The sequence below is a fragment of the Primorskyibacter flagellatus genome (genome assembly GCF_900176485.1).
GTDB classification, from domain to species: domain Bacteria; phylum Pseudomonadota; class Alphaproteobacteria; order Rhodobacterales; family Rhodobacteraceae; genus Primorskyibacter; species Primorskyibacter flagellatus.
This window is the reverse complement of record NZ_FWYD01000003.1, coordinates 83,945-109,066: the sequence shown is the minus strand read 5'-3', so window position 1 is coordinate 109,066 and position 25,122 is coordinate 83,945. Positions and strand designations below refer to the sequence as shown.

24 protein-coding genes are annotated in these 25,122 nt (G+C 63.3%); 13 read left to right on the top strand and 11 right to left on the bottom strand.

All coding sequences use genetic code 11. The features are described from left to right. Positions 1-44: 44 nt before the first annotated feature. The 3 genes from B8991_RS05960 to B8991_RS05950 are packed head-to-tail and all read right to left on the bottom strand — an operon-like array spanning position 45 to position 1,827. Complete coding sequence (locus B8991_RS05960; protein WP_084351356.1) at positions 45-653, bottom strand: TorD/DmsD family molecular chaperone; 609 nt, start codon at positions 651-653, stop codon at positions 45-47. Next, on the bottom strand, positions 650-1,297 hold the full coding sequence (locus B8991_RS05955; RefSeq protein WP_084351353.1) for a DUF3306 domain-containing protein: 648 nt from the start codon (positions 1,295-1,297) through the stop codon (positions 650-652). Before B8991_RS05955 ends, B8991_RS05960 begins: the two co-directional genes overlap by 4 nt. Beyond that, positions 1,294-1,827, bottom strand: coding sequence for a DUF3305 domain-containing protein (locus B8991_RS05950; protein WP_084351351.1), 534 nt, complete (start codon positions 1,825-1,827; stop codon positions 1,294-1,296). Before B8991_RS05950 ends, B8991_RS05955 begins: the two co-directional genes overlap by 4 nt. A 371-nt stretch (positions 1,828-2,198) precedes the next feature. On the opposite strand from B8991_RS05950, the gene B8991_RS05945 reads away from it, so the two are divergent. After that, on the top strand, positions 2,199-4,148 hold the full coding sequence (locus B8991_RS05945) for a 4Fe-4S binding protein (RefSeq protein WP_179141436.1): 1,950 nt from the start codon (positions 2,199-2,201) through the stop codon (positions 4,146-4,148). Here B8991_RS05945 and B8991_RS05940 read toward each other — a convergent pair. Beyond that, complete coding sequence (locus B8991_RS05940; protein ID WP_084351348.1) at positions 4,142-4,885, bottom strand: cytochrome c family protein; 744 nt, start codon at positions 4,883-4,885, stop codon at positions 4,142-4,144. The two genes, B8991_RS05945 and B8991_RS05940, sit on opposite strands and share 7 nt — an antisense overlap. A 59-nt stretch (positions 4,886-4,944) precedes the next feature. On the opposite strand from B8991_RS05940, the gene B8991_RS05935 reads away from it, so the two are divergent. The 6 genes from B8991_RS05935 to B8991_RS05910 all read left to right on the top strand — a co-directional run bounded on the left by B8991_RS05935 (position 4,945) and on the right by B8991_RS05910 (position 10,245). After that, positions 4,945-5,136, top strand: coding sequence for a DUF6494 family protein (locus B8991_RS05935; RefSeq protein WP_084351345.1), 192 nt, complete (start codon positions 4,945-4,947; stop codon positions 5,134-5,136). Positions 5,137-5,140: 4 nt separating this feature from the next. Then, positions 5,141-6,205 carry an Mrp/NBP35 family ATP-binding protein gene (locus B8991_RS05930; RefSeq protein WP_084351342.1) on the top strand — a complete coding sequence of 355 codons (1,065 nt, stop codon included), beginning with the start codon at positions 5,141-5,143 and terminating at the stop codon, positions 6,203-6,205. Further along, positions 6,202-6,912: a biotin/lipoate--protein ligase family protein gene (locus B8991_RS05925; protein WP_143514501.1), complete on the top strand. Its 711-nt coding sequence runs from the start codon at positions 6,202-6,204 to the stop codon at positions 6,910-6,912. Before B8991_RS05930 ends, B8991_RS05925 begins: the two co-directional genes overlap by 4 nt. After that, positions 6,909-7,388 carry a DUF6505 family protein gene (locus B8991_RS05920; RefSeq protein ID WP_084351339.1) on the top strand — a complete coding sequence of 160 codons (480 nt, stop codon included), beginning with the start codon at positions 6,909-6,911 and terminating at the stop codon, positions 7,386-7,388. The genes B8991_RS05925 and B8991_RS05920 overlap by 4 nt, the downstream gene beginning before the upstream one ends. A gap of 292 nt (positions 7,389-7,680) precedes the next feature. Next, positions 7,681-9,675, top strand: coding sequence for a sensor histidine kinase (locus B8991_RS05915; protein ID WP_084351336.1), 1,995 nt, complete (start codon positions 7,681-7,683; stop codon positions 9,673-9,675). A 342-nt stretch (positions 9,676-10,017) separates the two neighbouring features. Continuing rightward, positions 10,018-10,245: a sulfurtransferase TusA family protein gene (locus tag B8991_RS05910; protein ID WP_084351333.1), complete on the top strand. Its 228-nt coding sequence runs from the start codon at positions 10,018-10,020 to the stop codon at positions 10,243-10,245. A 4-nt stretch (positions 10,246-10,249) separates the two neighbouring features. Here B8991_RS05910 and B8991_RS05905 read toward each other — a convergent pair whose 3' ends face one another. The 4 genes from B8991_RS05905 to B8991_RS05890 are packed head-to-tail and all read right to left on the bottom strand — an operon-like array spanning position 10,250 to position 14,377. After that, a complete protein-coding gene (locus tag B8991_RS05905; protein ID WP_179141435.1) occupies positions 10,250-12,391 on the bottom strand; it encodes a molybdopterin-binding protein in 2,142 nt (713 codons plus the stop codon). After that, positions 12,388-12,882, bottom strand: coding sequence for a molybdopterin-guanine dinucleotide biosynthesis protein B (mobB, locus tag B8991_RS05900; protein ID WP_084351331.1), 495 nt, complete (start codon positions 12,880-12,882; stop codon positions 12,388-12,390). Before mobB ends, B8991_RS05905 begins: the two co-directional genes overlap by 4 nt. After that, entirely contained in the window at positions 12,879-13,508 is a 630-nt protein-coding gene (gene mobA, locus B8991_RS05895) for a molybdenum cofactor guanylyltransferase MobA (protein ID WP_084351329.1), read from the bottom strand. Before mobA ends, mobB begins: the two co-directional genes overlap by 4 nt. Beyond that, the gene (locus B8991_RS05890; RefSeq protein WP_235866558.1) at positions 13,505-14,377 is read right to left on the bottom strand and encodes a formate dehydrogenase accessory sulfurtransferase FdhD; all 873 of its coding nucleotides are present in this window, start codon (positions 14,375-14,377) and stop codon (positions 13,505-13,507) included. The genes mobA and B8991_RS05890 overlap by 4 nt, the downstream gene beginning before the upstream one ends. Before the next feature lie 64 nt (positions 14,378-14,441). On the opposite strand from B8991_RS05890, the gene B8991_RS05885 reads away from it, so the two are divergent. Then, positions 14,442-14,954 (top strand): DUF2478 domain-containing protein, encoded by a 513-nt coding sequence (locus B8991_RS05885; protein WP_084351327.1) that lies wholly within the window; start codon positions 14,442-14,444, stop codon positions 14,952-14,954. Between the two features lie 36 nt (positions 14,955-14,990). Here the strand turns inward: B8991_RS05885 and idi are convergent, their stop codons facing one another. Continuing rightward, on the bottom strand, positions 14,991-15,509 hold the full coding sequence (idi, locus tag B8991_RS05880) for an isopentenyl-diphosphate delta-isomerase (protein ID WP_084351325.1): 519 nt from the start codon (positions 15,507-15,509) through the stop codon (positions 14,991-14,993). A 474-nt stretch (positions 15,510-15,983) separates the two neighbouring features. Between idi and B8991_RS05870 the strand changes: the two genes are divergently transcribed. Genes B8991_RS05870 through B8991_RS05855 form a run of 4 tightly spaced genes read left to right on the top strand, consistent with a single transcriptional unit; the run spans position 15,984 to position 20,196 of the window. Continuing rightward, on the top strand, positions 15,984-16,601 hold the full coding sequence (locus B8991_RS05870; RefSeq protein ID WP_084351321.1) for a CDP-alcohol phosphatidyltransferase family protein: 618 nt from the start codon (positions 15,984-15,986) through the stop codon (positions 16,599-16,601). Positions 16,602-16,652: 51 nt separating this feature from the next. Continuing rightward, on the top strand, positions 16,653-17,843 hold the full coding sequence (locus B8991_RS05865) for an ABC transporter substrate-binding protein (RefSeq protein ID WP_084351319.1): 1,191 nt from the start codon (positions 16,653-16,655) through the stop codon (positions 17,841-17,843). Then, on the top strand, positions 17,795-19,546 hold the full coding sequence (locus B8991_RS05860) for an ABC transporter permease (protein WP_218673190.1): 1,752 nt from the start codon (positions 17,795-17,797) through the stop codon (positions 19,544-19,546). Before B8991_RS05865 ends, B8991_RS05860 begins: the two co-directional genes overlap by 49 nt. After that, the gene (locus B8991_RS05855) at positions 19,543-20,196 is read left to right on the top strand and encodes an ATP-binding cassette domain-containing protein (RefSeq protein WP_143514500.1); all 654 of its coding nucleotides are present in this window, start codon (positions 19,543-19,545) and stop codon (positions 20,194-20,196) included. The genes B8991_RS05860 and B8991_RS05855 overlap by 4 nt, the downstream gene beginning before the upstream one ends. 25 nt (positions 20,197-20,221) lie before the next feature. On the opposite strand, the gene B8991_RS05850 is transcribed toward B8991_RS05855, so the two are convergent. Next, positions 20,222-22,744, bottom strand: a complete 2,523-nt coding sequence (locus tag B8991_RS05850) for a cation:proton antiporter (protein ID WP_084351317.1) — start codon at positions 22,742-22,744, stop codon at positions 20,222-20,224. A gap of 240 nt (positions 22,745-22,984) precedes the next feature. Further along, complete coding sequence (locus tag B8991_RS05845) at positions 22,985-24,211, bottom strand: acyl-CoA dehydrogenase (RefSeq protein ID WP_179141434.1); 1,227 nt, start codon at positions 24,209-24,211, stop codon at positions 22,985-22,987. 341 nt (positions 24,212-24,552) lie between these two features. Here B8991_RS05845 and rimP point away from each other — a divergent pair, with 341 nt between their 5' ends. Beyond that, entirely contained in the window at positions 24,553-25,122 is a 570-nt protein-coding gene (rimP, locus tag B8991_RS05840; RefSeq protein ID WP_084351315.1) for a ribosome maturation factor RimP, read from the top strand.

The following is a 25,122-nucleotide window of genomic DNA, read 5'->3' as shown; positions in this document are numbered from 1 at the left end:
CTGAGCCCACAGCCAATCGCCGCAGACATGTGATGTCGAAGGGGTTATCCCTTGCTCATCCGAAAGGCTTCGGCCTCGATCCCGATAAAGATGCGGCCGACCGTCCCGACAGGCGCATAGAAGACAGAGTTCTTCGCCGCCTCCAGGTCGGCAAAGAAATGCCCCGCCCAAGGCGCGATATGCTTGTTGAAAAAGCTCTTTTGCGCTGCCAGATCCGCCGCCACGCCGAACCGGCCAACAATCATCGCACCCATCATCTCCATCAGGCTGGCGATATTGTCCTCTGGCTCGAACACGTTTTCGGCCCGCGCCAGCCCACGCGCCGACATGTCCTGCCGCAGCGTAGCAAGGGGCTTCTCGTTCAGGAAACCTGTCAGGTAGTAACTGGCATAGGGCAGCAACTCGCCCCGCGCCAATCCGATGAACAGGCGGTTGTATTCGCTTTCTACCGTTGCGGTCCGCGTCAGCTTTGCCAACTTCGCAAGGGTCGAGATCGCCTGACCCAAATCACTGTCATCGCCTGACAATCCTGCAGTCTGAATCAATAGGCCCTCATCTGGTGGGCGCGACAGGAGCAGCCCAAGAAAATTGTACAGGTCCGCGCGCAGGCGGTCCTCTTCATTGATGGCGATGATGTCGGGCGTGGCGGTCATTGCTTCCTCGGTGATGTGGCGTTTTCCTTGAAAGAAAATACCATGCGCCGCGCTGTCGGTGCGGCCTGCTCGGTTTCGTATGATCCGGCGACGTCGATGCAAGGCCCCGGCTCAGAGGCCGAGGCGGGGTCGGCCGAAACAACGGGTTGCGCTTCGTCGTCGGACGCGGGCAACACAGCCAACCCGTCCCGGACTTGATCCGGGACCTCCGCCGCCGCGACGTCTCCCTCCTCCTCGCGCTCCTGCTCAGCCTCCGCTGCGCGCGCCTGAATGGCCCTCAGCATGCCCTTGCCGACCTGATAGGTCGTCTGGAGATTCTCCACGACATTGGCCGCATCGGTAAAATCACCGCCATAATCCACCAAGCCATCGACATTCGCCAGCACAGGATCAAGTCGCCAAAGGCGCCGCAATGCCCGAGTTTTGAGCCGGTCCGGCAGAGCCGATTGCATGAAAGCCCGCACCTGTTCCCCGTCCGCGAGCATATCCGGGTCCGGCATCCCAGCCTCTGCCAGCAATTCCTCATCCGGGCGTTCGGCCAACTCCGTCTCGCGGGCCTGCGCGTCGGCCTCTGCCAGTGCGGCCTCTTGGGCGCGTTCCTCTGCTTGAACGGCGGATTTTCGGCGGGTCCAGAAATCACTCATTGCAAACGCCTCCGCTTCAGCGTTGGCGAGGCGTAAATATCCGCCTCCTTGTCGATGCGGGGATCGCCAACGCCGTCCTGCACCAGATCCACCCGCAATTTGTCACGCTTGCGCTTGACGAAAATCTCATCGTGATGAAATTCTTCAATGAAGTCGCGCACCCATGCCACCAGCCCGTGCGGCATCGGAACTTTTTCGACGATCTCTTCGCCACTATCCGTGTAATCCTGCGCCTCGTAAGGTGAGGCCGTGACCAGCAGCACATCCAACGGCATGTCGTCGTCGCCCTCGCGCATCACGACATAGACACTGGGGATCGCTGCGGTCAGCCCGTGCAGATACGCTTCGGTATCAGAACCGTGAAGCTCCAGCACCACGGTTGCGGCATGATATTCCACGGCGTCACCTTCGCGGCGCAACTCATGCCATCGCGCAGGCCCCGCGCCAGGCAATACTGCCGTCGCCGTCCAGCACCAGGGCACCCAGCGCGTAATGCCCGGCGCTTTGCGCAGAACAACTCCTAACGGCATGGTCCGATACTTATTCGGATTGTGCATCAAGTCGCTTGGCCTCCCCACGCCTACCATGCGCCAACAAGACGCGCCGACAAAACGCTTTTTTCATGCAAATGCGCGCTTTTGGCTTGCTTTGGACAAAAAGGGGCGGCCTGACCCGCACACGGCAGACCAAGGGACGATTTGTCCAATCCGAGTATTTCCCTCTGGTTTCTGGAAGCTCCGCCCAACCGACTCAAGACATTCCCGTGGCGCGGCGATTTCCTGACGACACAACGAGCAAGGATAGAATAGCGGTTGTCGCGCGCCGCCAAAGAGGTCTAGGCTTTGGACGCGCGAGGCACGGCGAAACGAGGAACACGCCACCGCGCAAGGGAGGCACTAACTTGGCCAAAACATTGATAACATGCGATTGTCTGGGCAGTCAGGCCATCGACCACAAGGCCCTGAGTGCGGCAACAGGGCAGGACGTCCGGGCACCCTGTTCGGCGCTTTGTACACAGCAGATAGACCGCGCCGCCGCCGCTCTGACCCACGACGATACGATTTTCTGCTGCACCCAGGAGGCGCGAGTATTCGAGACGCTGGCGGCGGAACTGGGCACCGAGCCTCCTGCACTTCTTGACCTGCGCGACCGCGCCGGATGGACCGCCGACAAGGGCTCTACCCTGCCCAAAATGTCCGCGCTGATCGCCGAGGCGCTTTTGCCAGCGGCACCGGAGAAAACCGTCGATGTCGTCTCCGAGGGGCTTTGCCTGATCCTTGGGCCAACGGACGTCGCGCTACAGGCAGCCGATCAGCTTTGTACGCATCTTGGCGTCACCGTCCTGCTGGACATCGCGGCAGAGATCCCCGACAGCCGTGATTTTGACGTGATTGTCGGTCGGTTACGCAAGGCAAAGGGCGCGCTTGGGCAGTTCGAGGTTGAGATCGACGCGCTGCAACAGATTGAACCGGGCGGGCGCGGCGCATTCTCCCTCAGCCAGCCCCGCGACGGCGGTGTGTCGCAATGCGACGTGATCCTTGATCTGACGGGTGCGCCCCCCCTGTTTCCAGCCCATGAAAAACGCGAAGGCTATCTGCGCGCCGATCCCGACCATGCCTCCGGTGTTGCTGCTGCGGTCCTCGCGGCTTCACATCTGGTGGGCACATTCGAAAAGCCGCTCTATGTGATGACAGAACCGCTGCTTTGCGCGCATTCAAGGGCCGAGCAGACCGGCTGTACGCGATGCCTCGACATTTGCCCGACAGGTGCGATTTCACCGGATGGCGACCATGTCAGCATCGACCCGATGATCTGCGCGGGCTGCGGCGCCTGTTCGGCGGTCTGCCCCTCGGGCGCTGTCAGCTATGACGCGCCGCCGGTGGCAGAGACGTTCCGCCGGGTGCAAACCTTGGCCCAGGCCTATCTGGCGGCGGGCGGCACCGCGCCGCGCCTTCTGGTGCATGACGCGTACGGGGCCGAAATGATCCGGATTTCGGCCCGGCATGGCCGCGGCCTGCCTGCCGATGTGGTTCCCCTCGAATTGCCCGCGATCGGCGCTTTCGGCCATGCCGAAGCAGTCGCGGGCCTTGCCGCCGGTTTCGCCTCGGTCAGCCTGCTGCCCGGACCGGGGGCAGAGATGGACGCCTTGGCAGCACAGATCGCGCTTGCGACGGCGATTGCCGGTCAGGACCGGACGAAGATCCTTGATTTGACCGACCCGGATGCGCTGTCAGATGCGCTTTATGCCGAAAACGCGCCCGCCGCGCTGACCCAGCCTGTCCGCCCGATGGGAACCCGTCGCCAGATCACCCGGCAGGCCGCCCGCGCGCTGCATCCCGACGCGCACTCCTTGTCGTTGCCGGAAGGCGCACCCTATGGCGCGGTTGTGGTGGATACCGATGCCTGCACGCTTTGCCTGTCCTGCGTATCGCTCTGCCCATCCGGGGCGCTTGCCGACAACCCGGACCTGCCGCAACTGCGGTTCCAGGAGGACGCCTGCCTGCAATGCGGGTTGTGCGTCACCGTCTGTCCCGAAGATGCGCTGCGCCTTGAGCCCCGGCTGGACCTGACGGAAACCGCACTGACGCAGCAAGTCCTCAACGAAGAAGAACCCTTTGCCTGTATCGAATGCGGCGCGTTATTCGGGGTGAAATCCACCATCGACCGGATCACCGAAAAGCTGCAAGATCACGCGATGTTCGCGGGGGGCGACAAGCTCAAGATGATCCAGATGTGTGACAACTGCCGGGTAAACGCACAGTTTCATTCCACCGACAATCCGTTTGCAGGCAAGGAACGCCCGCGTGTGCGCACCACCGAGGATTACCTGTCCAAACGTCGCGATCACTGATGTTGCAAAGGGGCCCCAAGATCGGCCGCCGCCATTGTGGCGACGAAGGCCAGCACCGCCTCGACCTCGTCCAGTGTCAGGGTAACGGGCACAATGGGCGAAGGCCGGTCGATCGGGAAATCGGGCGTGACGCCATCAATCAGCGTGAAGGCCGGATGCGGGTTGAGGACGTAAAAGCCCAGAAACCGCGCCTCCCAGTCGGGCAGGCTGCGCAGCACCGCAAAGCTGGGGGTGGACCCGATACCACCACGCGATGCCGCATCCACGACGTGACAGCGCCCGCATTCCCGGCGAGAGACCGTCTGACCCAGTGCCGGATCCCCGGCCAGTTCCACGCGGGCAACCTGCGGCGCGGCCACTTTCGGCGGAGCGAAGAGCGGCGTACCTTCGGGCGCAAAACCGATGATCGTGCGCTGGCCCACCTGCGACGTCAGCCACTCGGCCAGCCGCTTGGTGCCGGAATGATCCGGGCGGCCCACTGCCATGTGCCATGTCCGGCCCGCGCCATGAAACAGCGCTCGACCCTCGTCGCCCAGCACCATATCGGCACCCTCGGCGTCCTCCTGCAACGCGACCTTCACTTGCGTCTTGAGCGAAAAGCGCGGCAGGATGTGACGCAGCAGGCCAGTTTCGACCAATGCGGGCGGAGCGTAAAGCTGCACCAGCTTGTCTTGCGCCCGGCCTGTCATTGGCGTCATACCAAGGACCAGAGCAACTATCAGGATGCGCCACGGCATGAGGGCAGGTTAGGCCTGCATTGTGGCGTGCGTCAATCACCAGCAAAGGAGATCAGAATATGAGCGAAGATTTCAACATGTCGATGCGGAAGTTTCTTAAACAGGTTGGCGTGACCTCGCAGCAGGCCATCGAAGAGGCGATGCGCGACAAGGGTGCGCCGGGAAAATCCTATGCCGTCAAGGCCGTTGTAACCATCGAAGAGCTGGACGTGACCCACGAGGTCACCGGCAAGATCACCAATCAGGACTGACCCCATGACCGCCAGCAGAGAGGCCGTTCTGGCAGCCCTCAAGGCTTTCGACGACCCTGTCGCAGGCGGCGATATCGTGGCAAGCGGCGTGGTGCGTGCGTTGAATGTCGACGCAGGCACCGTTCGCTTCGTGATGGAGATCGCACCAAGCCACGCCGATGCCTATACGCAGATCAAAGCGCAGGCAGAGGCGGCGCTGATGGCGCTTGACGGGGTGTCTCAGGTCTCTGTTGTGATGACCGGGCATACCGAAAAGGCACCGCCCGATCTGCGCCCGCAACGCCCTGCCGAACCCAAAGGGCCAGAGCGGATACCGGGGGTGGACCACATCATTGCCATCGCCTCGGGCAAGGGCGGTGTGGGCAAATCCACCGTGGCGGCCAATATCGCCTGCGCGCTGGCCCAGCAGGGCCGCCGCGTGGGTTTGCTGGATGCCGATGTCTACGGGCCGTCGCAGCCGCGCATGCTGGGCATTTCCGGGCGCCCTGCCAGTCCGGATGGCAAGATCATCCTGCCGATGCGGAACCACGGCGTCACGATGATGTCGATCGGGTTGATGACCAACGAAGATCAGGCCGTGGTCTGGCGCGGTCCGATGCTGATGGGGGCGCTTCAACAGATGATGATGCAGGTACAGTGGGGCGCGCTGGATGTGTTGCTGGTCGATCTGCCGCCCGGCACCGGGGACGTGCAGATGACGCTGAGCCAGAAGGCAAAGGTCGACGGCGCGATCATCGTGTCCACGCCGCAGGATATTGCGTTGCTGGATGCGCGCAAGGGGATCGACATGTTCAACCAGCTAAACGTCCCCATCCTTGGCATGATCGAGAATATGAGCACACATATCTGTTCCGCCTGCGGCCATGAGGAACACGTCTTCGGCCATGGCGGCGTTACGACAGAGGCGGCAAAGCTGGGCGTTCCGCTGCTGGCCGAAGTGCCGCTGGATCTGCAAATCCGGCTCGCCGCCGATGGCGGCGCGCCGATCACCGTCAGCCAGCCCGACGGCAAACAGGCCCGTGCCTTTCACGATATCGCCGCCGCGCTGGTGGCAAAGGGCGTGGCATGACGCCAGACCACGACGCGCCGACATTTCCGCCGCTGATGTGGGGCGAACCCGCCCAGGGCAACGCGTTCGATCACGCCTGCATGCGCGCGACGATGGGCTGCGATGCGGGTCTGGTGGCCTATGTGCTTGGGCCCCTTCAGGTCGAGGCGGCGCTGGTCTTCGCGCCCGAAGTCCCGCTTGGCAAAGCCATGGCGATGCTGCCGCTCTGCGGTGTGGGGTTGCAGAACGCGCTTGGCGCGCTGGCCCCGCCCGAGGTCGCCGTGCACCTTGGATGGGAAGGCGGCATTCGCGTCAATGGCGCGGGCTGTGGCCGGTTTCGGGTCATGGCCTCGGATGTCGATCCGGCGGCCATGGTGGATTGGCTGGTCGTGGGTTTTGCTCTGCCTCTGCTGCCGGAAGACGATGCACGCGCAACCCCGGACCGGACCGCGCTTTACGCCGAAGGCTGTGCCGATATTGCCCCGCCCGCGTTGATCGAAAGCTGGTCGCGCCATACGCTGAACTGGATCAACCGATGGGAAACCGAAGGCCCGCAACCTCTGCATGCCGAGTGGCGCGGGCTTGCATTCGGCATCGGCGAACCCGCCGCACCCGAGGGCCAGAGCGGCACTTTTCTGGGCATTGACGAAGATTTCGGGATGTTGCTGCGCACCGGGACCGCCACCCGCCTTATCCCGCTTACGACGCTATTGGAGAGCCCGCCATGAAACTCGCCCGCGCCATCCATTTCGACGAAAGCGATCAGCGTGTCTTTGCCAGCCCGGCGCGGACCGGCGAATGGTGCATTTCCGGCGGGTTCGAGTTTTCCAACTGGACCGAGGCCGATCTGTCCGGCAAAGCGCGACAGGCTTTCGCCAATGGCTGGCTGGGGCTGGAAACCGGCGGGCGCGTGACCTTTGTCGCGGTCACGGCGGTTGAACCATCCGAGGTCGAAACACTGACCGGCCTTCTGGCACAGCATTTCGTGACCTATTACGGCGCCCCCTCGCCCGAGGCCGCGCGGCCTGTTGCTGCCGAAGAAATCGCGCAGATGACCGACCTGTGCGAAGATCACGCGCCCAACACGCTGCTGACCGTCGCCCGCGAATTGACCGAGGCAGGCGTGCGCGAGGCGTTCCGGGTGATCGAGGCTCAGGATGCCGGGCTGGACCAGTTCGCCATCCATGGCGATGTCGATCCCTAACCAGTTTGTGGTCACGCTGGAGAGCGTCTGACGACCCGAGCGGGAGACGTAAACGACGTTTCACCATCGCCCGTGCATCCATTGATCAATTCGTAGGCACGGTCAAACGTAAGCCACGCTTCCCGCATTCTGCGCGTGGTCATCCAGTTCGCGTTTCACTTCGCGATAAGTGTTTTGATTGAACAAGACAGGTTCAACGGCCCCGGACGCCTCCGATCTTAGGGCACCAGCGCAGGTTTGCACCGGGTTGCGGTAACGCGTAGGCTTTGGTGGCCCGAGGAGAGTTCCGCACATGACCTCAGTTCGCCTGCGTCTGCTTGTTCTGGCGCTTGCCCCGCTGGTTCTGTTGATGCCCTTTCTGCTTGTGATCGGCATGACGCGCTGGACCGCGGATTACGACAAGCTTTTGATAGCGAATGTCGAAAGCGACCTGCGCATCGCCGAGCAATACCTCGCGCAGCTTACCGAAAAAACGGGCGACGAATTATTGGGAATCGCGGGCTCTGTCGAATTTGCGCGCAAATTGGCGGAAGGACCACCTGCACAGAAAACCTTCCTTGCACAAAAGCGCGCAGAGCTTGGTTTGGATTTTCTGTCCTACTTGCCACGCGACAGCGCCCGGAACGCGACGACCCGCTGGCCGGTCATCGCCGAAGCGCTTGTTGGCAGGGCCAAGACAAGCATCGACATCTTTGACGCCGAAGCGCTGGCAGCCCTGCCCGGTGATCTTACCCGCCGCGCCCGGATCGACCTGATGGACACCGAGGCCGCCGTCCCCACCGATCGCACGGCCGAAGATCGCGGCATGGTGGTGCATTCGGCAAGCCCGGTGCGGCTGACCGGCCAGGAAGGCGTGCTGGTGGGCGGCATCCTTCTGAACCGCAACCTGGATTTCATAGATTCGATCAACGACTTGGTCTACCTCAACGCCGTGACCGGCGGCGATAGGCAAGGGACCGCGACGCTGTTTCTGGAGGACGTGCGGATCTCGACCAATGTGCGTCTGTTCGAAAACGTGCGGGCACTTGGCACCCGCGTTTCTGCCGCCGTGCGCGGCACCGTGCTGGGCGAGGGGCGCACCTGGCTGGACAGCGCCTTCGTGGTAAACGACTGGTATATTTCCGGCTACATGCCCCTGACCGACAGTTTCGGGGAACGTGTCGGCATGCTTTATGTAGGCTTTCTGGAGGCCCCCTTCGCCGCAGCCAAACGCAGGGCCATCTTGTGGATGCTGGGGGCGTTTGCGGCAGTTCTGGCCGTCTCCGCACCGGTGTTTCTATGGATGGCCAAGGGTATTTTCGCACCGTTGGAACGCATGACCCAAACGATGAGCCGCGTAGGCGAAGGCGACCTGTCGGCCCGCATCGGGCAGGTAAATGCGAAGGGAGAGATCGGCGCGGTCGCCGGACATCTCGACGATCTGCTGGATCAGGTACAGGATCGCGACCGTCGGTTGCGGGCCTGGGCGGATGAACTGAACCAACGCGTCGATGAACGCACCGCGCAGCTGCGCGACGCGAATGACAGGCTGGAGGACACCTACCGTCAGCTTGTGGTCAGCGAGAAGCTGGCCTCGATCGGCGTGATCACCGCCGGCGTCGCGCATGAGATCAACAATCCCGTCGCCGTCATTCAGGGCAACGTAGATGTGATCCGCGAGACTTTGGGCGACGGCAGCGCGAAGGTGCAAACAGAGCTGAACCTGATAGATGACCAGGTCACCCGGATTGCGGTGATCGTCGGCAAGTTGCTGCATTTCGCCGGTCCCGGCGAAGGCGGCGACCAGGCCGAGGTGAATGATCTGAAACCCGTGGTGAATGACTGTCTGGTGCTGGTCAAACACGCGATTTCAAAGGATGAAATCGCGGTCCACACGACGTTTCATCCCGCCCCGCTGGTCTGCGTCGACGCGGGTGAAATGCAGCAGGTCATCATCAATCTGATCGTCAACGCGGTACAGGCGATGAGCCGACACGGACGGCTGGAGCTGGAGCTTGGACAACAAAATCGCGATGGCACCGCCGGAGCTTACCTGATCGTCCGCGACACCGGGCCAGGGATGCCCGAAGATATCCTGTCTTCGGTGTTCGATCCATTTTTCACGACAAAGCGCGGGCTGGGCACGGGCTTGGGCTTGTCCATCTCTCAAACGCTGGTGCAACGCGCGGGCGGGCGCATCAGTGTGCGCAACCGGTCCGCTGGCGGTGCCGAATTCACTGTTTGGCTGCCGGCGGCGGATCCAGATGAGGAAACGGTCGATGATGGACCAAACCCGCCCCGGGCTTGACCCGGGGCCTTTGGGCTGGCCGACCGCGAGGCCCCGGGTCAAGCCCGGGGCGGGTTGCGATCACAGCGGGCATCCTGCACGCAGGAGTCATCCGAACAGCTCAACCCTCTTCCTATTCATGGGGTGGGTAACGTCGTGATTTGCTCCAGGTCGAATATCGTTGTCGGCTTACCAGACTTTTCCGGTTTTTCTCATGCACCTCTGAGCCCCTGTTCGGTCCGTCGTTGTTAACCGACGGGACTGGTAGCTTGCCCGTGGGGTAGGAATCCTCGTCCCGAGAAGATTCTCATCTCTTTATGGCAGTGATGGACAGCGCCATCCGACGGCCATATGTCTGTGCACATGGAATGGGATCACGAACTCGACGCCAGCGGATTGCTTTGCCCGCTGCCCGTATTGAAAGCGCGCAAACGCCTACAGGGCATGGCCCAAGGGCAGGTGCTGCGGATGCTTGCCACCGATCCTGCTGCGGTGGTGGACGTGCCGCATTTCTGCGCGGAATCAGGGCATGAATTGATCAGCATGGAAGAAGAAATCGATGCGCAGGTATACCTGATCCGACGCGGCTGAGCGTTCAGACCACTCCAAGGCTCGAATATGGCAGGTACTTGACTGGCGTGCCAGGCGCAACATCCATCGCCTCGTCAGGCAGTTCCACCAATCCGTCCGCCCAGGAAAGCCCACTGATTCGGCCCGACCCCTCAGATGCAAAGACCTCGGCCGCCCCATCCGTGTTCAGCCGGGCCCGCAGGTATTCCCGGCGGCCCGGTTTCTTGGATTTCGTGAACGCCGCCGGAACCGTGAAGCCCTGCGGTGTCAGCCACCCTGCACCCGCCATCAGCGAAAAGGCGGGGCGGGCGAAAATCAGCGCGCAGACCAGCGCGGCCACCGGGTTGCCCGGCAAACCGAATACCGGCGTCCCGCCCCAGAGTGCCAGCGCCAGAGGTCGCCCCGGTTTCAACGCGATGCGCCAGCTGGACAGCGCCCCACGCGCGCGCAGCAAGGCCGAGACGTGATCCTCATCCCCTGCCGATGCGCCGCCCGAGGTCAGGATCACGTCGGCCCGCGCCGCCCCATCGTTCAGCCGGGCGGCAATCGCTTCGGGGTCGTCGCGCGCATGGCCAAGATCGACCGCCTGATACCCCCAGTTCTGCGCCAGTGTCAGCAGCATCGGGCGGTTGGCATCCCAGATCTGATGCGGCAAGGCGGGCAGGTCGGGCGCGGCGATGATCTCGTCCCCCGTGGACAGCACTCCGACGCGCAGAGGCCGGAACGCCTGAACCTCGGGCACGCCGAGCGCTGACAGCAGCGCCAGATCAGGCGCACGCAAGCGGTGACCCATGGGCAGTGCAAGCGCGCTTTGGGTCACGTCTTCGCCCGCTTTGCGCGTATTGGCACGGGGCTTCACCGGGCCGTCAAAGACGACCGCCGCACCATCATTGGCAGTGTCTTCTTCCAGCACCACCGTATCCACGCCATCGGGCAGGATCGCGCCCGTCAGAATGCGGATGGCGGCCCCTTGCGGCACTGTCCCGTCGAACGGCTGGCCAGCGGCGGCGCGCCCGTCGACCAGCGGCAGGCGCTGTGGCCCCTCCCCTGTTGCCGCATGGGCAAAACCGTAGCCATCGACGGCAGAGTTCGGCCGGGGCGGATTGGATCGCCGCGCCAGGCACTCGGCAGCGAGAACCCGCCCGGCGGCCTGCGTCGTCGGGCAGGTTTCCTGCATCGTTATCGGCTTCAACGCCGCGCGCAATCGGTTCAATGCGTCATCCACCGGCACCCAATCCACCCCCTGCGGCATTGCAAAGCAATCATCCCGCAAGCGGGGTGGTTCTTGCGTGGCCGGCACAGCCCGGCGCAGCTCCATCTGATGCCCTGCCCCCAGAATCCAGCCCTCTTCGGCGATGAAGTCCGCGTCTTGGGACGGGTCCATGAGGGCTGTCAGATCACCTTGCGCAGACAGGGCATAAAGCGCCTGAGCCAGCAGCCGGACCTGCGCTTCGTCCATTGCCATGGCGGGATTGGCGGCACACAGCGCCTTGCATTCGGCCGACAGCATCGAGGGGTAAACCTCTGCCACCGTTACAGCCGCATCGGTCGGCTCAAACGGCCAGACCGCCAGTTGCCCGGCAAACCGCGCCCGCAGGCGATGCACCATCGCCATACCCATCAGACCTTGCGCGCCGACCGCACCGGCGCCCGAAAGCTGCCAGACCGATTTTGGCCGTGCGCCCGGCCCGGTGGCCGCCGTTTCTGCCTCGCGCGCGGCGGCCAGCCCCTCGGGCAAGCCGGACCTGGTGCGCGGTAAGCCCGGTATGTCAGCCTTGCGCGCGTTGCCCCAGAACGGCCCCTGTCCTGGAAAGGCTGCGTTGGCCTCGGCCGCGACATGCGGCAGGTTATGTGCATTGTCCGGCCCGTCCACCACACGGGCCGCCAGCCATGCCCAGACCGCCTGTGCGCGCGCTTCGCCAGTCAGGTGCCGCGCAAAGCCAGCGGGATGGCCCAGATTGAAATCCACCCCGAGCAACAGGCGCTGCCCCCCCGCCAATGTCTCTGCAATCAGGGTTTCCAGCCGCGCTTCGGCCTCTGAGCGTGTTGGCAGGTTTTCGGCGGTGACACCGGCGCTGTCCACAATGCCCAGCCAGATGGAATCCTTGCCCAGCCGGGGTTTGCCAGCGGTGGACCAATCCAGAATTGCGACGCGGTCCACCTTCACAGCCCGACCTCGCGCAGGATGAAATCCGCAATTGCGGCAGTGTCGTCCAGATCCATGCAGGGCAATGACAGATCGGGATGCGGAACATCCGAGGCGACGGCGCGGATCGTGTCATTCCGATCCGCCAGTGGCGGCTTGCCGTTTTGTGCGCGGAAGGCTTCGATCTTGGGATGCGGCTCGCGCTTGTAGCCCTCGATCAACACCAGATCGACCGGAGAAAGCCGCGTCAGCAGATCGGAAAGCGCAGGCTCCGGCGCGTCGCGCAGCTCATGCATCAAGGCCCAGCGGTATGGCGAAGCCAACAGCACCTCGCGCGCGCCCGCCGCGCGGTGGCGAAAGCTGTCACGACCGGGCTGATCCACATCCGTATCGTGATGCGCGTGTTTCACGGTCGAGACCGTCAGCCCACGACCACAGATTTCAGCGACCAGACGCTCCATCAACCCGGTCTTTCCGGCATTCTTCCAGCCAGTGATCCCGTAAACCTTCATAGCAGAGCCTGCGCGTGGGCCAGATCCTCAGGCGTATTGACGTTGAAGAACGGATCAAGCCTGTCCGAAGGGAACAGCGCCTCGCGGCCGCCATGCCGATCGGTCCACAGAACAACCTTTTTCAGCCCGTCCCGCAACGCATCCCGCAGGTCATCGCGCAACGCAACCGGCCAAAGGCCGAAAGTCGGATGCCGGATCAGGCCAGAGCGTGACTTTGATTTCGTCTGTGCGTCGCCCTTCGTCGCGGCCAGCACCAGCGGATGCGCCTGCCCTTCGGAGGCCAGCAGAAGCTGCGGCACCAGATCGCAGGGGAAAAACGGCGTGTCAGCGGCGACGGAGATCAAGGCATCTGCCCCTTGCTCTGCCGCCCAGTCCAACCCCGCAAGCACCCCGGCCAGTGGACCAAGAAACCCTTGAAGGCTGTCAGGCACAATCGGCAGGCCGAAATCCGCAAAGCGCGCGGGATCGCCATTCGCGTTCAACGCCAGACCGGCCACCTGAGGCGCCAGCCGGTCGATGACATGCGACAACAGAGGCGCGCCGCCAAGATCCAGCAAGGCCTTGTCGCCACCGCCCATCCGGGTCGCCTGCCCGCCAGCCAAAATGATCCCGACAGGTTGCCTCATGTGGCGGACTTGCGCCGCGAACGCGCGCTTTCCTCTGGGACGCTGGCAGGGTCAACATCGCGCACCAGCCGGTCCTCGCCGCTAAGGCAGACAAACCGCTGCCCGCGCATCCGCCCGATCAATGTCAGGCCGACCTGCTGCGCAATTTCCACCCCCCATGCGGTGAAACCGGACCGCGAGGCCAGCGCGGGGATGCCCATCAGCGCGGTCTTGATGACCATCTCCGATGTCAGCCGTCCGGTGGTATAAAGGATCTTGTCGCCCGCCGGCACGTCATGGCGGAACATGAAGCCCGCGATCTTGTCGACAGCGTTGTGCCGACCGACATCCTCCATATAGACCAACGGGCGATCCTGCTGACACAGCACCGTGCCGTGAATGGCACCCGCCTCAAGATAGAGCGACGGCGTGGTATTGATCTGCCGCGCCAACGCATAAAGCCAGCTTGTTCGGATCTCGGCGGCCGGCAGGGTCAGCCCCTCCAGCCCCTCCATCATGTCGCCGAAAACCGTCCCCACGGCACACCCGCTGGTGCGGGTCTTCTTTTGCAGCTTTTCCTCGTAGGTCGTCTCGCGCGCAGTGCGCACCACCACGGTCTCGATCTCGTCGTCGTAATCGACGCCTGTGACTACATCATCGGCGCGCAGCATGCCCTGATTGCGCAGGAACCCCAGCGCCAGATATTCCGGGTGATCGCCGATGGTCATCGCCGTCACGATCTCTTGCCGGTTGAGATACATGGTCAGGGGGCGCTCTTCGACCACGGCAATTTCCGTGGCCGCGCCGGTATGGTCCGTCCCGGTGATCCGGCGCGTCAGTCGAGGGTCGCCGGGATTGGGCAGCACGGGATAATCAGGCGGCTGTATCATGCGGTCACTTTCCTGTTCGGCGGGCATCATGTATGCGGGTCGGCAGAGTTGCAAGGGACGTAACATGCTGGGCTATGTGGTGGCTGACGGGCGCGGAGCGGCGGATCGGTTGATCCGGGACGTGGCCGCGCGGCTGCGTGACAATGGGCTACGCCTGACAGGTGCGGTGCAGGTCAATCCGGAAGGCAAACCGGCGCATAAATGCCACATGGATCTGCATATCCTGTCCGGAACAGAGGTGGTGCGGATCAGTCAGGATCTTGGCACGCATTCACAGGGCTGCCGACTGGATCCAGACGGGCTGGAACGCGCAGTCGGGCTGGTCACCGCAGGGCTTGACGATGGCGCAGACCTGTTGGTGGTGAACAAATTCGGCAAGCAGGAAATGGACGGGCGCGGCTTTCGACCGGTGATCGCCGAGGCACTTTCGCGCGATATACCGGTGCTGGTTGCGGTCAATCCCGGATCGCTCGACGCGTTCCTGACCTATGCCGAGGACCTGGCAGAGCCGCTGGAACCGGATGTCACGACGGTCGCCGCCTGGTGCCTGCGGCAAAGAGCCCCGGACCACGTTTGAAAGTTCTGGTCCGTTCCAGCCGTATTGCGCAGCGTTTCAAGCCGCAAAGATATCGTTGATATGGTCGCGCAGATAGATCCGCAGCCACGGGGTATAACGCTCTGGCCTGCGAGTGGTGTCCGTGACCAATGCGTCGAGGTCTATCCACGCAACTTCTGCCACTTCTGCCGGATTCGGAACGCATACAGTGTCCTCCGACGCCTCGGCGGTGAATATCTCGACGACCTCATCCTCGGTCAGCCCGCCGCCCACATCGGCGCGATAATGCACCTGCCCGCGATGGCGGATTGGCAGGCACTCGATGCCCAGTTCCTGCTGCAACCGTCGCGGTGCGCAGTCCTCTGCCGCCTCGTCCCAAAAAGGATGCGTGCAGCAGGCATTCGCCCAAAGCCCTGGCGTGTGGTATTTCGTCAGTGCCCGGCGCTGTATCAGCGTCTGCGATCCGCGCATCACGAAAACCGACACCGCCTTGTGGCGCAGGCCGCGGCGATGCACCGCCAGCTTTTCGACAGGACGCAGCGTGCCGTCCACCCATGCGGGGATCATCGTTTCCATTTGGCTGCCGTTTTCCTTGTCCGACGGCCCTCGCGGGGCCGCCCTGCTGTACCGGTCCATCGAATTAGCACGACATGGCTAACCGGGTCCATATGGCTTGCTGACAGGGATCACCGATGCTCCGCACGGAACACCATGTCGTGAAGCCGCTGGATTGCACGGCTCCGATCATGCCAATGTGCGGAATTGTCCGGTCCGGCGCGGGAAGACCCGCCGTTTCGACAAGACACGATAACACAGGACGCCCAATGCGGGCATGACGAAAAAAGGAACCGAAAGCCTGAGACGCGTTGCGATGATAACCACGGAGCCATGCGCCCTGCCTTTGATTGGGCGCGCACCGCCGATGCGCCGGGCTGTGAGACGCCGCAATCCGGTGCCGGAATCGCGCGGTTTCTCGGTGGCGGTCAAGTTCGGCGGTGCCGCGCTTCGTCGCGCCAACCGTGCAGGTTTGCACCGCAAGGTAGGTTTCCGATGATCGACGCAGCCCTTCTGCCCTTGCAAAGACGCCTCCTTGAGCCGCTCGCCAGGGCCATTGCCGCCCGCGGTATCAGTGCCGACCATCTGACACTGGCGGGTTTCGGGATCGGTCTTTTGGCCATACCCTCACTGGCGTTTGGATCTTACGGCGTTGCTTTGACGCTGATCGCTCTGAACCGACTTTTCGACGGGCTGGACGGTGCGGTCGCGCGCCTGGCCAGCCCCACCGATCGCGGCGCTTTCCTGGATATCGCGCTGGACTTCGCCTTCTACGCATTGGTGCCGCTGGGATTTGCGCTGGCCGATCCGGCGCAGAACGCCCTGCCTGCCGCCGTGTTGATCGCGGCCTTTGTCGGCACCGGGTCGTCCTTTCTGGCCTTTGCCGTCATCGCAGGTCAACGCGGGCTGCGGCCAGAGGCCTATCCCACCAAGGGGATCTATTACCTTGGCGGGCTGACCGAAGGCGCGGAAACCATCGGTCTGTTTGTTGCCATGTGCCTGTTTCCGGACCTGTTCCCTGTGCTGGCGTTGATTTTCGCTGCGGCCTGCGCGATCACGACCCTGACACGTTGGTGGCAGGGGTGGCAGGCTTTTGCCCAACCCCCCGCATGACGCGGGGCATCCTCTTTGTTTTCATCACGACCACGATAAAGGACTTTGCATATGCCCCCATCCCTGACAGCGGCCCTTGTCGCTGCCCTGTTCGCCACCCCGGTTCTTGCCGACACCTGGCAAGACACGCTGGACGCCGCCCGTGGCCAGACCGTATATTGGAACGCCTGGGGCGGGGATGAGCGGACCAACGCCTTTATCGCCTGGGTGGGCGAGCAGACATCGGCGCGTCGTGGCGTCTCTGTCCGGCAGGTCAAGCTGACCGATACAGCAGAGGCCGTCACCCGCGTGATCTCGGAAAAGGCGGCCGGGCAGGATCAGGGCGGATCGGTCGACATGATCTGGATAAACGGGCCGAATTTTCTGGCGATGAAGGAACAAGGCTTGCTGCACGGGCCTTTCGTGGCCGACCTGCCGAATGCGCAATACCTTGACCTGTCGCCGACTTCGGCCAATTCGGTTGATTTCACCACGCCCGTCGATGGTATGGAAAGCCCGTGGCGGCTGGCGAAATTCGTGTTCAATTACGACAGTGCACGGATTGATGCGCCGCCCGCCAGCATGGCGGCATTTGTCGACTGGGCGGCGGCACACCCCGGCCGGTTCACCCATCCCGATCCGTCGAACTTCATGGGTGGCACGTTTCTCAAGCAGGCGCTGATCGAACTGACACCCGACGCCTCGGTGCTGCAACAGCCCGCGACGGATGCCAATTACGACGCGGCCACGGCACCGCTGTGGGAGTGGTATGACGCGTTGCGGCCCAACCTTTGGCGCAAGGGCGCGGCATTCCCGGAAAACCAGTCCATCCAGCAACAGTTGATGAATGACGGCGAGATCGACATGGCGATGTCCTTTGACCCCGCCTCGACCGCCGGTGCCATTGCCGAAGGGCTGCTGCCCGAGACTGCGCGCGTTTTCGTGCCCGAAGGCGGAACGATCGGCAATGTCAGCTTTGTCGCCATCCCCTATAATGCGGCCAACCGCGAAGGTGCGATGGTCGTCGCCAACTTCCTGCTGGACCCCGAAACGCAGGCGCATATGCAGAATATCGAGGTTCTGGGCTCTTACGCCGTCCTCGACCCGGCCAAGCTGAACGACGACGCACGGGCCGTCTTTGACGCCCTGCCGACGGCACCTGCCTTGCCCGATCTGGCCTCGCTGGGACCAACCCTTCTGGAACCCCATGCCAGTTGGATGGACCGTCTGACCGCCGACTGGGCGAAGCGCTACACACGGTGAGACCCCGCGACGGCAGAGGGCTGCGCCTCGTCGTTCTGGCGGTGCTTGTGCTCGGCCTTCTGGGGCCGATTGCGGCGGGGCTGGGTCAAACCGGCCGTGCCGCCTTTGGCGTGATGCCGGTGCTTGGCGCGGTTGATCCGGGCCTGGGCCCTTGGCGCGAATTGTCCGCCATTCCGGGCCTGTGGACCTCGATGAAACTGACGTTGTGGACCGGCCTGGCGGCAACATTGCTGTCACTGATGCTGGCCGTGGGCTTCTGCGCCGTCGCGCATGAACGCATGTCCAATTCTGCCGCCGCGCGCTGGCTGACGCCGTTTCTGGCAGCTCCCCATGCCGCCATGGCCATCGGGCTGGCCTTCGTGCTGGCACCCTCTGGCTGGATCGCGCGCCTGCTGGCACCGCTGATGGGATGGGGCAACCCGCCGGATCTGACCATCGTAAACGACCCTTGGGGCATCGCGCTGATCCTTGGCCTGATGGTCAAGGAGGTGCCGTTTCTGCTGCTCGTGATGCTGTCGGCGCTGACCCAGATCCCGTTGCGGCAGAATATGGCTGCGGGGCGGATGCTGGGCTATGGGCGCGGGCTGGTGTGGATGAAGATCATCGCCCCGCAGGTCTGGCCTCTCATTCGCCTGCCGGTGATGGTCGTGCTGGCCTATGCGCTGTCGACCGTCGATATGGGACTGATCCTCGGGCCTTCCAACCCGCCGGTGCTGGCGGTGCTGCTGACACGGCTGTTTTCCGATCCGGAGATTGCGCGCATCCTGCCCGCCTCTGCCGGGGCGCTGATGCAGGGGCTGCTGGTCGCTGCGGCGTTTGCCCTGCTGTGGCTGGGCGAGCGGACCATGCGTCGGCTCGGCCTGTGGTGGGTGCGCGGCGGTGGGCGGGGCAGCTCTGCCGAGCCGCTGCTTCGGGCGGCCACGGCGCTGGTCATGGCACTGTTCGCAATCGGCACGCTGGCGATGCTGTCGCTGGTCGTCTGGTCGCTGGCCTGGCGCTGGCCCTGGCCTGCCCCCGTACCGCAAAGCTGGTCGCTGAAGGCCTGGGGCAGCCCCGGCGCTGGCTGGGCGCATGCGCTTGGCAACACGCTGCTTCTGGCCGGTGCGACCACCGCCATTTCGCTGACGCTGGCCATCGCCTGGCTGGAGGGCGAGGACCGCGCCCGGCGTGGCCGCGCCGCCTGGGCCGAGGCGCTGATCTACCTGCCGCTTCTGGTCCCGCAGATCGCCTTTCTCTACGGGCTGAATATCCTGTTTCTGCGGTTGGGAATCAGCGGCGGCCACATAGCGGTGATCTGGGCGCAGGCGCTGTTCGTCTTCCCCTATGTGATGATCACCCTGTCGGACCCGTGGCGCGCGTTGGATCCGCGGCTGACCCGCGCTGCCGCATCGCTTGGGGCGGGGCCGTGGCGACGCCTGTTCGCGGTGAAGCTGCCGGTCCTGGCGATGCCGATCCTGACAGCCGCCGCCATCGGCATCGCCGTGTCCGTCGCGCAATACCTGCCGACGCTGTTCATGGGGGCAGGCCGGGTGGCGACCCTGACGACAGAGGCCGTCACCTTGTCCTCGGGGTCGGACCGGCGCGTGACGGGCGTCTATGCCAGCCTGCAAGCCGGATTGCCGCTGGCCGCCTATGCCGCCGCATTCCTGATCCCCGCGCTTTTGCACCGTAAACGTGCAGCCATGAAAGGAGCCTCGGCATGAGCCTGTGCCTGACCGGCCTGACGGTGCGCCTGAACCAGACACCGCCGCTTTTCCCGGCGCTGACGCTGTGTGTCGGCCCCGGAGAGGTTGCCACGGTGATGGGACCGTCCGGCGTGGGCAAATCGACGTTGCTGGATGCGGTCGCCGGGTTGCTTTCGCCAACGTTCATCCTGTCGGGACAGATCACCTTGAACGGCATGGACATCAGCCCCCTGCCTGCCGAGGCGCGGCGCATCGGATTGATGTTTCAGGATGCAGTGCTGTTTCCGCATCTCAGCGTCGGCGACAACCTGGCCTTCGGCTTGTCCCGGACCGTCAAAGGGCGGCGGGTGCGGCGTGACACTGTGCAGGAGGCGCTGGCTGACGCGGGCCTGCCTGGCATGTATGACCGTGATCCCGCCAGCCTGTCTGGCGGCCAAAGATCCCGAGCGGCACTGATGCGCACGCTACTGGCAGACCCTGCGGCCCTGCTGCTGGACGAGCCGTTCTCGAAGCTGGACGCAGGACTGCGCGACGAGATGCGCGGTTTTACCTTCACCCATATCCGCAAGCGCGAGATCCCGACACTGATGGTCACCCATGATCCCGAGGATGCCGAAGCCACGAATGGCCCGATCATCACACTGAGCGAGGCGGAAACGTCCCGCTAATCCGCTGCGTACCAGCCCCGGCCCTTCAGTGTTTAGGTGTGGCCTGGGCCAGTTCCGGTGCCAGAATCGCGGCATCAATTCCGCGCTTCTCAGCGCTGGCGCGCACGGCATCCTGCAAAGCCTTGCTGCGTTTCAAAAGTCGCCGAAACCGGGTTTCGTCCAGCGCAAGGATGGTCGAGGGTGCCATGACCCGAACCTCGACGCGGCGCGGCCGCTGCATCAGAACCGCCATCTGCCCGAACATCTCGCCACGCCCCAAACGCCAGGTCTGGCCGGCGCTTTCCAGTTCTACCGCGCCGGACGAAATGAAAAACACGCTTTTGGCCGGGCTGTCCTTGGTCACGACAATGTCGCCCGCATTGGCATAATGGGTCCGAAGTGCCCGTCCCAACCGTTTCAGCGCGGCCTTGTCCAGATCCTCGAACAGCGGGAATTGCTGCACCAGTTCCGACCGTTGAAGCGCGATATCAAGCCGGGGTCGTTCTTCGGCCTTGGCCCGGCGCGCGGCGACATCCTGCATCAACGAGGTGTAAACCTCTGCTCCGATCAGGGCGTCCTCACGCATCAAGGTATATTCGCGTTCCTCCAGACGCAGCGCGGTGCGGCGGATGAACCGGCGCTCCAGTTCTTCGGCATAGCCGGGATATTGCAGCCGAAGGCCCTCCAGAGCGGCCTCGACGTTTTCGATCCGGCGGCTGAGCAGCTCGTGCAGCAGTTCCGCGACCCGGCGACCATGGATGCGGCGGATGCGCCCGTCAATAAAGCCCCCCAGATCGCGCAGGATCAGCCTTTGTGACAGCAGCAGTTCGAACCGGTCAGCTGTCAGCGCGCCAAGCGGCCCCGACAGCCAGAACCGATTGTGTAAAAGAACGGTCGCGCGGAACATGGGACCATAGGTCAAGGTACGATTGGCGGCGCGGCGATACCCGTTGCGCCCGCCGGTCCGCGCGCCTTCGATCACCCGGTCGGCATGGGACAGAACCTGTTCGCTCATCCGGGCCGAGATCGTGCGTTCGCGCATACTTTCAAGGATCGTGTCACGCTCTGCGCCCGCCAGCGCAATCAGGCCCAGCGTGATGCGGTCCCGATCCAGGATTTCACCGCTTTCCTCGGCCGATTTCACCGCATCGTCGAGCCTTTCGCCAAAGATCTTGGCCTCGGACCGGATGATGTCATGCGTCAGCTCGTAATTTTCTGTGGTGCGGGACACATCCTCGCGGACGGTCTGCAAGGCAACGGCGACGACCTGCCGGGACAGGGCCTGATCCAGAGGCGACAACCGGTCAAGGCCCAGCCAGCGGATCACCATGCGCAGCGTCGTCCCCTGCACCAACAACGTGAACAGGGTAAAACCGGTGGCAAGGATCGCCACGACGCGTTTGACCTCGCCGGGGACACGGAAGCTTTCAGTGACGGCGAGCGCCAGCGCCAGGGTCACGGCCCCGCGCAAGCCGCCCCAAAGGATCGCGGCGCGGTAGGGACGCTCGACATTCGGTGATATGCGCAGCGCGGTCAGCAACGGCATAAGCGCGAAAATGATTGCCGCGCGCGCCGCGATCGCCGCCAGGATCACCACGCCCAGAAGCGCGAAATCCGACACGCGGACCTCTTCCAGCATACGCGGGATCAACAGGGCGGCGAGGATAAAGATCAATGCCCCGGCCCAATGCGCCAGAAGATCCCAGACTTCGCGCAGGTTGACCCAGGATTCGGGCGGCAGCCGACCGGGGCCGGTCAGATTCAGCGTCAGCCCAGCCGCGACCACGGCAATCACGCCAGATGCGCCAACGCTTTGTTCTGCCCCAATATAGGCCAGATAGGGCAACGCGACCGAGATCGAAATCTGCGCCAATTCGTAGCGGGCAAACATCGACATGACCCATACCGCGATCTGCGCCACCACCCAGCCGGTCAGCGCCCCGCCAAAGATCAGCATCGGGAATTGCCCCAATGCCGCAGACAGCGTCGGGTTCGGCACACCCAACATGACGAACCCCATGAACAGGCCGAACAGCGCAATGGCCGCGGCATCGTTCAGCAGGCTTTCGCCCTCGATGATACGGGCCAGCCGACGTGGTGCCGAGATTGACCGGAAGATGCTGACCACCGCCGAGGGGTCTGTGGTTGACACGATGGCACCGATCAACAGACACGCCACCAGCGGGATAGAGCTGACCCAGGCCAGCGCATATCCCACCGACAGTGTCGCCACGACCACGGCCACCACGGCGAGCACGAGTATCGGCACCCAGTCGTCCAGCATCCGGCGCAGGTTCATGCCCAGCGTGGCCTGAAACAACAGGGTGGGCAGGAACACATAAAGGAACACATTGGACCGGATCGGCAGGTTCAGGATCGCGGCGGATACCGGGTTCAGCGCGTCAATTATATCTGTGCGAAGGAAAAAGATCGCGCCCGCACCGATCATCATGCCCAGCACGGCGAGAATCACGGTGTAGGGCAAACGCAGACGCGCTGCCAACGGCTCTGCCACCCCGATAATGATAAATAACGACGCGATGATCGTGGTGACGATGACGATATCCATGTGGCCGGATAAACTACCTTTCGGATGAATTAAGATGAAACAGGCGCAAGCTAAATTGCGAAATCACAGAGGTTTGTGCAAGCAGGCAGAGCAGGCTTTATGCCGAATCCGGCGTCCATTGCACAAGTTTTGCGCGCCAGACCGGTTGTGTTTCCTTCACCGATGGCGCGCGCATCAAGCCCGGATCGACCGGGCAGGTCGTCCGGACGTGTGCCGCGTCCGGACCATGTGTGCGAGCGGTCAGAAAAACGCCTGTATGCCGGTTTGCGCCCGGCCAAGGATCAGCGCGTGAACGTCATGCGTACCCTCGTAGGTGTTCACCGTTTCAAGGTTCTGGGCGTGGCGCATCACCTGATATTCGATCTGGATACCATTGCCGCCATGCATGTCGCGGGCCATGCGCGCGATATCCAGCGCCTTGCCGCAATTGTTGCGCTTGATGATCGAGATCATCTCCGGGGCGTGGCGGTTCTCGTCCATCAGCCGCCCGACCCGAAGCGACGCTTGCAGACCGAGGCTGATCTCTGTCTGCATATCGGCCAGCTTCTTCTGATACAGCTGCGTCGCGGCCAGCGGACGCTTGAACTGCTTGCGGTCCAGCCCGTATTGCAGCGACCGGTGCCAGCAATCCTCTGCCGCGCCCATCACGCCCCAGCTGATGCCATAGCGCGCCCGGTTGAGGCAGCCAAACGGCCCGCTCATGCCTTGGGTATTGGGCAGGATCGCGTCCTCGGGCACCTCGACGCCGTCCATGACGATCTCGCCGGTGACAGAGGCGCGCAGCGACAGCTTGCCGCCGATCTTGGGCGCGCTCAGCCCCTTCATGCCCTTATCCAACACAAAGCCGCGCACCTTTCCGTCATGCGCGTCGGATTTCGCCCAGACCACGAAGACATCCGCCATAGGCGCGTTCGAGATCCACATCTTGGACCCGTTCAACACATAGCCGCCATCGGTCTTCTTGGCCCGTGTCTTCATGCCGCCGGGGTCCGACCCGGCATCGGGTTCCGTCAGCCCGAAACAACCGATCCATTCGCCAGAGGCCAGCTTGGGCAGATACTTCTTGCGCTGTGCCTCGCTGCCATAGGCATGGATCGGGTACATCACCAACGACGACTGCACCGACATCATCGAGCGGTAGCCGGAATCCACCCGCTCAATTTCCCGCGCGACGACGCCGTAGCTGACATAGCCCGCACCCAGACCGCCATATTCCTCCGGCACGGTAATGCCCAAAAGCCCCGCCGCGCCCATATCGCGGAAGATGTCGGGATCGGCGACCTCATTCAGGTACGCATCCGTTACACGCGGTGCCAGCTTGTCAGCGGCGAAGGCTGCGGCGGCCTCGCGGATCATCCGCTCGTCCTCCGTCAGTTGATCGTCGAGCAGGAACGGATCCGCCCAGACAAAGGACTGGCCATCGGCCTTTTTCGCGCCTGCTGGCATCTGATTTGCGTCGTCGGGCATCCGGGCCCCTCCCCAATTTGTCTGCTGTGCTGTCTATCAACCCAAAGTCGTCGAGTCGCACTATTTCATCATCCTTTGCACCGGCGGTCCAGCGGACGGGCAACTCCGCAAGGGCGGGGCCTCGAAATAAGCGACGGCCATGACCTTGGCGTGCAGCCGAGGCGGATGACCTTGTCGAGAACTTCTAATGACACGCGGATTGCGCAAAGCCCTTGCAGACTCGGGGCGAGCGGCGTATATGCCCCTCAACAGCGGCGCGTTCGGGTCCTGATCCGAAAGCACCACCGGGATTTCCGAACGGGCCGCGCGCCCGTTTTTTTGTGTCTGGAACGCCGATACGCATGTCTGATCTGATCGCCAAAGCCGCCATGGACAAACGCCTGGCCGAAATCGTGACCCCTGTCATCGAGGACATGGGATTCGAGCTGGTGCGTATCCGTCTGATGGGCGGCAACACGCCCACGTTGCAAATCATGGCCGAACGTCCCGCGGGCGGCATCGAAGTCAACGAATGCGCGGATATTTCCACCGCAGTCAGCGCAATACTGGACGTGGAGGACCCGATCCTTGATGGCTACACGCTGGAAGTTTCCAGCCCCGGCATCGACCGGCCGCTGACCCGGATCAAGGATTTTGACACATATGAGGGCTACGAAGCCAAGATCGAGACCACCGAGCTGATCGACGGACGCCGCCGCTTCAAGGGAGAGCTGGCAGGCGTCGAGGGATCGGAAGTGTTGATCAATATCGCCGAGGGTACTGTGGGGCTGCAATTCGACTGGTTGTCGGAAGCCAAGTTGGTGCTGACGGATGATCTGATCAAGGAAATGCTGAAAGCCCGCAAGGCATCGGCCGTGAACGAAGACGAGTTTGACACTATCGAGGCGGAAACGCCCGAAGAGGAGACATAA

Excerpts from the sequence above, each read along its gene's own strand:
- B8991_RS05865 (WP_084351319.1), top strand. The coding sequence starts at position 16,653 with ATGCCCCCATCCCTGACAGCGGCCCTTGTCGCTGCCCTGTTCGCCACC.
- B8991_RS05910 (WP_084351333.1), top strand. The coding sequence starts at position 10,018 with ATGGAATGGGATCACGAACTCGACGCCAGCGGATTGCTTTGCCCGCTG.
- B8991_RS05935 (WP_084351345.1), top strand. The coding sequence starts at position 4,945 with ATGAGCGAAGATTTCAACATGTCGATGCGGAAGTTTCTTAAACAGGTT.
- B8991_RS05960 (WP_084351356.1), bottom strand. The coding sequence starts at position 653 with ATGACCGCCACGCCCGACATCATCGCCATCAATGAAGAGGACCGCCTG.
- B8991_RS05890 (WP_235866558.1), bottom strand. The coding sequence starts at position 14,377 with ATGATACAGCCGCCTGATTATCCCGTGCTGCCCAATCCCGGCGACCCT.
- mobA (WP_084351329.1), bottom strand. The coding sequence starts at position 13,508 with ATGAGGCAACCTGTCGGGATCATTTTGGCTGGCGGGCAGGCGACCCGG.
- B8991_RS05855 (WP_143514500.1), top strand. The coding sequence starts at position 19,543 with ATGAGCCTGTGCCTGACCGGCCTGACGGTGCGCCTGAACCAGACACCG.
- B8991_RS05915 (WP_084351336.1), top strand. The coding sequence starts at position 7,681 with ATGACCTCAGTTCGCCTGCGTCTGCTTGTTCTGGCGCTTGCCCCGCTG.
- B8991_RS05920 (WP_084351339.1), top strand. The coding sequence starts at position 6,909 with ATGAAACTCGCCCGCGCCATCCATTTCGACGAAAGCGATCAGCGTGTC.
- B8991_RS05950 (WP_084351351.1), bottom strand. The coding sequence starts at position 1,827 with ATGCCGTTAGGAGTTGTTCTGCGCAAAGCGCCGGGCATTACGCGCTGG.
- B8991_RS05885 (WP_084351327.1), top strand. The coding sequence starts at position 14,442 with ATGCTGGGCTATGTGGTGGCTGACGGGCGCGGAGCGGCGGATCGGTTG.
- B8991_RS05925 (WP_143514501.1), top strand. The coding sequence starts at position 6,202 with ATGACGCCAGACCACGACGCGCCGACATTTCCGCCGCTGATGTGGGGC.
- B8991_RS05850 (WP_084351317.1), bottom strand. The coding sequence starts at position 22,744 with ATGGATATCGTCATCGTCACCACGATCATCGCGTCGTTATTTATCATT.
- idi (WP_084351325.1), bottom strand. The coding sequence starts at position 15,509 with ATGGAAACGATGATCCCCGCATGGGTGGACGGCACGCTGCGTCCTGTC.
- B8991_RS05940 (WP_084351348.1), bottom strand. The coding sequence starts at position 4,885 with ATGCCGTGGCGCATCCTGATAGTTGCTCTGGTCCTTGGTATGACGCCA.
- B8991_RS05845 (WP_179141434.1), bottom strand. The coding sequence starts at position 24,211 with ATGCCCGACGACGCAAATCAGATGCCAGCAGGCGCGAAAAAGGCCGAT.
- mobB (WP_084351331.1), bottom strand. The coding sequence starts at position 12,882 with ATGAAGGTTTACGGGATCACTGGCTGGAAGAATGCCGGAAAGACCGGG.
- B8991_RS05930 (WP_084351342.1), top strand. The coding sequence starts at position 5,141 with ATGACCGCCAGCAGAGAGGCCGTTCTGGCAGCCCTCAAGGCTTTCGAC.
- B8991_RS05955 (WP_084351353.1), bottom strand. The coding sequence starts at position 1,297 with ATGAGTGATTTCTGGACCCGCCGAAAATCCGCCGTTCAAGCAGAGGAA.
- rimP (WP_084351315.1), top strand. The coding sequence starts at position 24,553 with ATGTCTGATCTGATCGCCAAAGCCGCCATGGACAAACGCCTGGCCGAA.
- B8991_RS05870 (WP_084351321.1), top strand. The coding sequence starts at position 15,984 with ATGATCGACGCAGCCCTTCTGCCCTTGCAAAGACGCCTCCTTGAGCCG.